Genomic DNA, 7,809 nt, shown 5'->3' with positions numbered 1-7,809 from the left:
AATATTATGCAGAAAATTCGTCAAAAGTGTACATATTTAAACAATCACTTTTGTACATTCTTAGGTTAGCATTTATAAACTAAGAATCCCCTTTTTAAACCTACAAATCTTGAGATAATCGCACCATATCCCTACACTGTATACCATTTTCGAAAATTGCTTCCGAATAGTGCCTAATGAAGAAATCTATTTCAACACCTGTTATTCTGAAACCACATTTTTGGTAAAGGGCTATTTGTCCTATACTTGAATTTCCTGTACCGACTTCTATAGTTCGATATCCTTTTGACTTAGCTACATTAATTGCATCAATTACTAATTGTTTCCCCAAGCCTTTGCCGTGGCGGGTTTTTATTACTGCAATATTCACCAACTCCACCGTTTCAGGTCTTGTCGGGAGTAGCACATACACCCCAATGATTTGCCCATCACTTTCGGCTACATAGCACTCTCCCCTTTTTATATATTCCTCAACAAGTATTCTAGAAGGGTCAGCTAATAACAACAAATCCATTGGGGGATCTTCATTGATATGTAGTTTACGAATGACCATATTACTCTCCCACTTATAACTGTTGTATTTTCTTTCACTTTATCATTTCTTTGTTAAACAAACCTGTTCATAGTTTAATAACTTCAACAAAAATAAACGATAATCCTTCTTGGATTATCGCACCCATTAGCGGTATCATTATTTTTTGTTTTTATTTCTACACTGGATAATACTTTCTTTTTCAGAAATACTTTTTTCTACTCTAACTTTATTTATTTCAACACCCTTTTCAGGAGTATCGGTCAATGTGAAATGAATTCTATCAAAGGGAATGTCACCATGATGTGAACCATAATTTAACGCACTTCCATTTACAATATGTCTGCGAGTATCACCTTCAATTCTTTCGATTTCTATTCTTGGACACAAAATAAAATCTGAATATTTTTGGTCAAGATAAGAATAGTATCTTGCATATAAAGTTTCTTCGAGCAATTCATTTTTTAAATCTCCTCCTCTCCACCCCACCAAGATTAATCCAACTAGAACAATAACTAATATGAACATTCCTTTCATGAATTTCTCCCACCTCTGGATAAATTTATATGGGTATTTTTCCATTCAAATTAAATTAAATACAAGAAGGAGCTTTCTTTTCGACAGCCCGTTGATCAACGATCCTGCCCCTAGTGAAAATCAACTTCAACATCTTGTTACATCGCTCCCCTTCTATTTCTTGTAAAAATGATTTATTCTATAGAAAGTTAAACAAACAGTTGTATGATGTATTGAGGTGGAAAAATATTGAATCCTATTTTAATAGTCGATGATGAAAAAGAGATTGCCGATTTAGTGAAGTTTTATCTGATGAATGAAGGCTATGAAGTTCAAGTGTTTTATGATGGAAAGCCAGCTTTAGAGTATATTCAGAATCATGAACTCGAGCTTGCCATTTTGGATGTGATGCTCCCCAATGTGGATGGATTTACAATATGCCAGAAGATCCGTGAGAACTATCATTATCCTGTCATTATGCTAACAGCAAAAATTGAAGATATCGACAAAATTACTGGACTTACACTAGGTGCCGATGATTACATTACAAAGCCGTTTAACCCGCTTGAAATGGTGGCAAGAGTGAAAGCCCAACTACGACGCTATAAACGGTATAACTCGAACAATAGTCTTATTACAGAGCCTACACCCACTGCCAAGGAATTCGACTTCTCAGGGTTAATCATCAATCAGGATACCCATAAATGTACACTTTATGGTAAACCTCTCCCCTTAACTCCAATAGAATTCTCGATTCTGTGGCATTTATGTGAAAACAAAGGGAAGGTTGTTTCTTCTGAGGAATTGTTTGAAGCGGTGTGGGGCGAAAAGTATATTGATAATAACAATACAGTTATGGCCCATATTGCACGTTTGAGGGAAAAAATGAAGGAACCTTCGCGAAAACCAAAGTTTATTAAAACGGTGTGGGGGGTTGGCTATACCATTGAATAGAGAGAGTGCCGCAAGCAGCGGTTTGACTAGGCAGATATTCACGAAATTCTTTATGACAATCTTTATTTTTACTGTTAGTTTAGCAGCCGCTATTGTTGTGGGGTATTACATATTGAGGAGTTTTGTCTGGTATTCAACTGATTTGATTTACATTCTGCTCAGCCCCATTCGCAATCACCCCATCCCTTTCATTCTCATAACATGGATGATTGGCTTTATTATCATCTTTATATTTTTTTGGAGAAAAACACTCCATTATGTAGATCAGATTGTGGAAGCAAGCAGAAATCTTGCTTCTGACAATAGTGATTACATCCGTCTTCCATCTGAATTAAAACAAGTGGAAGATCGGATGAATGCCATTAAGCAGGAATCCATCCGTAATGCCCGGCTAGCGAAGGAAGCAGAACAGCGGAAAAACGACCTGCTCGTGTACTTGGCTCATGATTTAAAGACACCATTAACTTCTGTAATTGGCTATTTAACCTTACTTCGAGATGAGCAGCAAATTTCGGAGGAACTCCGGGAAAAATACTTATCCATTTCATTGGATAAAGCTGAAAGGCTCGAAGAATTAATTAATGAGTTTTTTGAAATTACACGTTTTAATTTAACTCAGTTAAGTCCTGAGATGAGCCATATTAATCTCACAAGGATGCTCGAGCAGATTACGTTCGAATTTAATCCGCTGTTTGCTGAAAAGAACCTAACCTGCCAGTTAGACATTGAGGACAATCTGGAAATCTCCTGTGACGTGAATAAAATGGAGCGTGTCTTTGACAACTTAATCCGCAATGCCATTAATTACAGCTATGAAAATAGTCCAATCATCATTCGTTCGAAGAAGGACAATAATGATTTACAGCTTTATTTTATAAACAATGGCCCTGTTATTCCAAAAGACAAGCTTAATCGTATCTTTGAACAATTCTATCGATTGGATACATCACGCGGTACGAAAACAGGTGGTGCTGGCCTGGGGCTTGCTATTGCCAAAGAAATCGTAGAATTACACGGAGGCACCATATCCGCTCAAAGCGAAGAAGAGAAAGTCGAATTTATCGTCAGACTCCCTCTTTCACCGTAAGAAAATTGTAAGAATTAAAGAAGAAAAACGTATTATTTCCTTGAGGATAAACGAAAAACTAACACTATTTGTTTTAGTACGATACAAGTACAGAAACAAATAGTGTTTTTTATCTATAAGGAGGAAATAATTATGGAAAAAATGATCGTTGCTGTTATCTTTGGAGGCTGTTCAAATGAATATGAAGTATCACTGCAATCAGCTTACTCTGTTATTACCCATATGGACCAAGATAAATATGAAAAAGTGTTAATTGGCATTACAAAGGAAGGCCACTGGTACCGTTATCAGGGTAGCGTGGAAAATATTCTGAACAATACCTGGTGGTGTGATGAGGTAAATTGCACACCTGCCTTCTTTTCTCCAAATCGCTATGAGAATTATCTACTTGAAAATCGAAATGGACATGTAATCGAAACAATGATTGATATTGTTTTCCCAGTGCTACACGGTAAGAATGGCGAAGACGGGACACTACAGGGATACTTAGAACTAATCGGAATCCCATACGTCGGATGTGACACTTTGTCTTCTGCTTTATGCATGGATAAAGACCGTGCACATAAATTAGTGGAGCTTGAAGGTATTAAAACACCTGATTCCATCGTTTTTTCGAGGTCTCAAGTAATTGAAGAGATTGTCACACAAACAAGTCTTCTCCAGCTGCCTCTTTTTGTTAAGCCCGTCAAGTCAGGGTCATCGATTGGAATTACGCTCGTTACCGAAAAGGAAGAACTTCCAAGTGCAGTTGCTGAAGCCTTTTCGTACGATGAGCGGATCATCATCGAAGAATATATTGAGGGATATGAGGTTGGTTGCGCGATTCTTGGAAATGAGGACCTTATTGTGGGGGAAGTTGATGAAATTGAATTAGAGACTGGGTATTTCGATTTTAATGAAAAATACACCCTCACTACCTCAAGCATTCATATGCCAGCCCGTATTGATAAAGATATGAAAGCCAAAGTAAAGGATATGGCAATTCAAATTTATCGTGCACTTGGCTGCTCTGGATTGGCAAGAGTGGACATGTTTATTACACCAAATAGAGACATTGTCTTTAATGAGGTCAATACCTTCCCTGGCTTCACCAATCACAGCCGATACCCAAATATGATGAAAGGCATAGGGTTAACGTTTTCTAATATCATCGATCGGTTGATCCAATTGGGGTTGGAACGATGAGAAAGATAACACTACACAAAGATGATATTTACAGAGGGTATTTGGTTTTGGTTAATAGTGAGCATGGTCTGAAACAGATACAAGCCCAACATTCACCAGCACTTGTTCCAAGTCTAGCAAACTATGAAACGATTTTACTCGAAAGAAGAGCCGCAGCATCGTTAACACAGCTTCTTGAAAAAGTGGAATCACGAGGAAGAATTATTCCAGTTAGCGGATACCGAAGTAAGGCTGAACAAGAAAAGCTATACCAAGATTCTCTCATTGAAAATGGCAGGATCTTTACAGAACAATATGTAGCCTATCCAGGCTGCAGCGAACATCAGACTGGCCTTGCGATTGATTTGGGAGAAAATCTAGACGAAATTGATTTCATTCGTCCATCCTTTCCATATACAGGTATCTTTGCACATTTTCGCGAACTCGCCGCAGACTATGGTTTTATTGAACGTTATTCGCGTGGCAAAGAACAGATCACAAGGATCTCACATGAGCCATGGCATTTCCGCTATGTCGGATATCCTCATGCAAGAATTATGGAACGCCACAGTTTCTGTTTAGAAGAATACATTCAGTTTCTTTCCGACTTTCCGGAGAATGGCCAGCACTATATCTTTACGGAAAAGGGTAAAGAATTTGAGGTTTACCATGTAAAGGGAATGGATGAGGAGACTGTAATTGAAATACCTAAAGATTGCTTGTATCAGATTTCAGGGAATAATGTGGACGGCTTTATTGTGACAATATGGAGCAATCCTTTATGAGTAAAACAGGATCATTAGACTCATTCAGATTACTAGCTGCCTTCCTCGTGATAGCTAACCATACCTCCCCTCTTCTTTCTTATGGGGAGGATGCCAATTTCATTTTGACTCGAATCATTGCTAGAATGGCTGTCCCCTTTTTTCTAATGGTTAGCGGATATTTTCTATATCAATATATTGAAAATGGAGACAACTCTTATATTCTAGCTTTTTGTAAGAAAATTGGATTTTTATATGCCCTTTCGATCCTTTTATTTTTACCGCTAAATTTGTATGCAGGGCATTATGAAGATCCAAATTGGGGATTTGAATTAGTAAAAGATATCCTTGTTGACGGGACATTTTATCATTTATGGTATTTCCCTGGGCTTATAGTAGGTGTGATTATTGTTGTCTTTCTGTTTAGAAAAAATGGGCTAAAATTGACATTTATTCTATCTGTTATTCTTTATAGCATAGGACTGTTTGGGGATAGCTACTATGGGATTGCTGAGCAGATTTCTAGTTTAGAAGTGTTTTATCAAACGGTCTTTATTGGAGCGGATTATACGAGGAATGGCGTTTTTATGGTGCCAATCTTTTTAATCCTGGGAATGCTACTTTATAAAGGAAATAAAACAGCTTCGTTTTCGGTAAATCTACTATTATTCGTGATCAGTTTCTCTTTCCTGATTGTTGAAGGACTATTACTGCATTATTATCAATTTCAGCGCCATGATAGTATGTATTTTATGCTAATTCCAGCTATGTATTTTCTTTTTCAATGCCTACTGCAGATTCGTGGAAAAAGCAGTAAAAGCATTCGAACTATCTCGACGATTATGTATATCATACACCCGTGGATGATTGTACTTGTTCGCTTTACGGCAGAATTTTTCACACTAGAGAAATGGTTTGTCGAAAATAGTATGGTGCATTTTTTGGCAGTCAGTTTCCTCTCATTTATTTTGGCTTGGGTGCTGATCTTTTTTTTGCCAACGCGGAAAAAGTCAACACCATCACCGACTAGCAGAGCCTGGGCAGAGATCGATTTAGTTGCACTACGTGGAAATGTAAAGCAGCTAAAAGGAATTCTTCCGGATAAAACTGAACTCATGGCTGTAGTCAAAGCAAATGCGTATGGCCATGGAGCAGTAAAAATAGCGAAAGAGCTATCGAACCAAGGGGTAAAATCATTTGCCGTTGCTACTCTATCGGAAGGAATTGAACTTCGGAAAAACGGAGTTAAAGAAGAGATTCTCGTTTTAGGTTATACCCCTGCCCAACATATTGGAGAAATTAAAAAATACAAATTAACGCAAACTGTAATTGGATTGAGTCATGCAAAGCAGTTAAACAAACAGGGTCTTCCTATAAGGGTTCAAATAAAAATAGATACTGGCATGCATCGTTTAGGAACAGACGCCTCACAACTTTCAGATTTGAAAGAAATCTATAACTGCAAACATTTACATGTTGTCGGTGTATTTTCTCACTTAGCGGTCTCTGATAGCGTTAGTTCAGAGGATATAGCATTTACGGAAATGCAGATTGATAGATTTAACCAGATCATTAAGTGGCTAGAATCACAACAGCTGCCAGTCGGACAGCAACATATTCAAGCGAGCTATGGAATCTTGAATTACCCTCAGCTACAGTATGATTATGCTCGTGCGGGAATTGCTCTATATGGTGTTTTAAGCAAAAACGATTCAGTAAGATCAGATGTGGAACTGAAGCCCATCTTATCCATTAAAGCTAAAGTGGCGATGGTGAAAAATCTACAGCCAGGTGACCAACTCGGCTATGGCAGAGCATATACAGCAACAAGAATGATGAAAACAGCGGTCATTACGATTGGTTATTCAGACGGGATACCAAGAAATATGGAAAACGGGAATGTCCTCATTCGTTCACAAAAAGCTCCTATTATTGGCCGAATTTGCATGGATCAGCTGATGGTTGATGTTACCGCTATTGAGGGTGTACAGGCAGGAGATATTGCAACGCTGATTGGAACAGATGGTTCTGAACAAATTACCGCCGAAGAAGTCGCAGAAAAATGCGGGACTATTACGAACGAATTATGTAGCAGACTAGGATTGCGGCTGGATTACGTTTATAAATAGGATTGAACAGATTCCTCATTGCCCTGTAAGTGTTAGACCTCCACTAACATTTACGGGGTGTTTTATATGTTAAGACTCTTCTCAGCCGAACCCAACAACATTCAAAAAGCAAATTTACATCCTCTAAATACTTCACAAACTACAACGTTAATCAAACAAAAATGCGATGCCTAAACATCGCACCCGTTATTTAAGTTATCAGTCGTATTAATCAAAGTCATTTTCTTGATCGACTTTTAGAATTCTCCCTGTTTTTGCAAGAATCTCAACTTCAAATATTCTGTTATCCGGCGTTAAAATAAACACTTCATAAACTAAAACACCATTTTCCAAATCCATATCTACGTGTAGAACTCTCCCAGGTACACGTTTAAGTGCAATTTCTTGAGCTTGTTGCTTCGTAATTCTTTGTCTATACATTGGTATAGAATTATTTGGATAATAATTTTCATACATTGAAGTTATTCCTCCTCATTAAAAGGTCAACATATTTAACCATATGTAGTAGACAAATTATAGGTGCACATAAGAATCTTTCTAAAAGTAACTTGCTCAATCGATAAATTTCCTTTTTTATGAACAGCAGCATATGGCTTAATCAAAACATTTACAGGGACATATACTCGATGATTTTTACTATTATATGGGTTGATCTTATTTTAA

General features: G+C 37.5%; 8 protein-coding genes. 5 read left to right on the top strand and 3 right to left on the bottom strand.

Going from position 1 to position 7,809, the window contains the following annotated elements; genetic code table 11:
* Window positions 1-100: 100 nt before the first annotated feature.
* Both ACR65M_RS02975 and ACR65M_RS02970 read right to left on the bottom strand, forming a co-directional pair.
* Window positions 101-553, bottom strand: a complete 453-nt coding sequence (locus tag ACR65M_RS02975) for a GNAT family N-acetyltransferase (protein ID WP_440272500.1) — start codon at window positions 551-553, stop codon at window positions 101-103.
* 138 nt (window positions 554-691) lie between these two features.
* Window positions 692-1,114: a hypothetical protein gene (locus ACR65M_RS02970; RefSeq protein WP_440272499.1), complete on the bottom strand. Its 423-nt coding sequence runs from the start codon at window positions 1,112-1,114 to the stop codon at window positions 692-694.
* 180 nt (window positions 1,115-1,294) lie between these two features.
* On the opposite strand from ACR65M_RS02970, the gene vanR reads away from it, so the two are divergent.
* The 5 genes from vanR to vanT all read left to right on the top strand — a co-directional run bounded on the left by vanR (window position 1,295) and on the right by vanT (window position 7,146).
* Entirely contained in the window at window positions 1,295-2,002 is a 708-nt protein-coding gene (gene vanR, locus ACR65M_RS02965) for a VanR-ABDEGLN family response regulator transcription factor (RefSeq protein ID WP_440272507.1), read from the top strand.
* Between the two features lie 52 nt (window positions 2,003-2,054).
* The gene (vanS, locus tag ACR65M_RS02960) at window positions 2,055-3,089 is read left to right on the top strand and encodes a vancomycin resistance histidine kinase VanS (RefSeq protein ID WP_341333533.1); all 1,035 of its coding nucleotides are present in this window, start codon (window positions 2,055-2,057) and stop codon (window positions 3,087-3,089) included.
* A 132-nt stretch (window positions 3,090-3,221) separates the two neighbouring features.
* Entirely contained in the window at window positions 3,222-4,274 is a 1,053-nt protein-coding gene (vanG, locus tag ACR65M_RS02955; RefSeq protein WP_341331290.1) for a D-alanine--D-serine ligase VanG, read from the top strand.
* A complete protein-coding gene (locus ACR65M_RS02950; RefSeq protein ID WP_341331289.1) occupies window positions 4,271-5,038 on the top strand; it encodes a D-alanyl-D-alanine carboxypeptidase family protein in 768 nt (255 codons plus the stop codon). The genes vanG and ACR65M_RS02950 overlap by 4 nt, the downstream gene beginning before the upstream one ends.
* Window positions 5,035-7,146 carry a serine racemase VanT catalytic subunit gene (gene vanT / locus ACR65M_RS02945; RefSeq protein ID WP_341331288.1) on the top strand — a complete coding sequence of 704 codons (2,112 nt, stop codon included), beginning with the start codon at window positions 5,035-5,037 and terminating at the stop codon, window positions 7,144-7,146. The genes ACR65M_RS02950 and vanT overlap by 4 nt, the downstream gene beginning before the upstream one ends.
* A 207-nt stretch (window positions 7,147-7,353) precedes the next feature.
* Here vanT and ACR65M_RS02940 read toward each other — a convergent pair whose 3' ends face one another.
* Window positions 7,354-7,602, bottom strand: a complete 249-nt coding sequence (locus ACR65M_RS02940; RefSeq protein ID WP_341331287.1) for a PepSY domain-containing protein — start codon at window positions 7,600-7,602, stop codon at window positions 7,354-7,356.
* Window positions 7,603-7,809: the final 207 nt, after the last annotated feature.

This window comes from Ferdinandcohnia sp. SAFN-114 (assembly GCF_059415045.1).
Note: the sequence above shows the minus strand (reverse complement) of the source record. Positions and strands in the feature narration are given on the sequence as shown.

Coding starts and splice junctions, on each gene's coding strand:
- vanG (WP_341331290.1), top strand. CDS start 3,222: ATGGAAAAAATGATCGTTGCTGTTATCTTTGGAGGCTGTTCAAATGAA.
- ACR65M_RS02950 (WP_341331289.1), top strand. CDS start 4,271: ATGAGAAAGATAACACTACACAAAGATGATATTTACAGAGGGTATTTG.
- ACR65M_RS02940 (WP_341331287.1), bottom strand. CDS start 7,602: ATGTATGAAAATTATTATCCAAATAATTCTATACCAATGTATAGACAA.
- vanT (WP_341331288.1), top strand. CDS start 5,035: ATGAGTAAAACAGGATCATTAGACTCATTCAGATTACTAGCTGCCTTC.
- ACR65M_RS02970 (WP_440272499.1), bottom strand. CDS start 1,114: ATGGAAAAATACCCATATAAATTTATCCAGAGGTGGGAGAAATTCATG.
- vanS (WP_341333533.1), top strand. CDS start 2,055: ATGACAATCTTTATTTTTACTGTTAGTTTAGCAGCCGCTATTGTTGTG.
- ACR65M_RS02975 (WP_440272500.1), bottom strand. CDS start 553: ATGGTCATTCGTAAACTACATATCAATGAAGATCCCCCAATGGATTTG.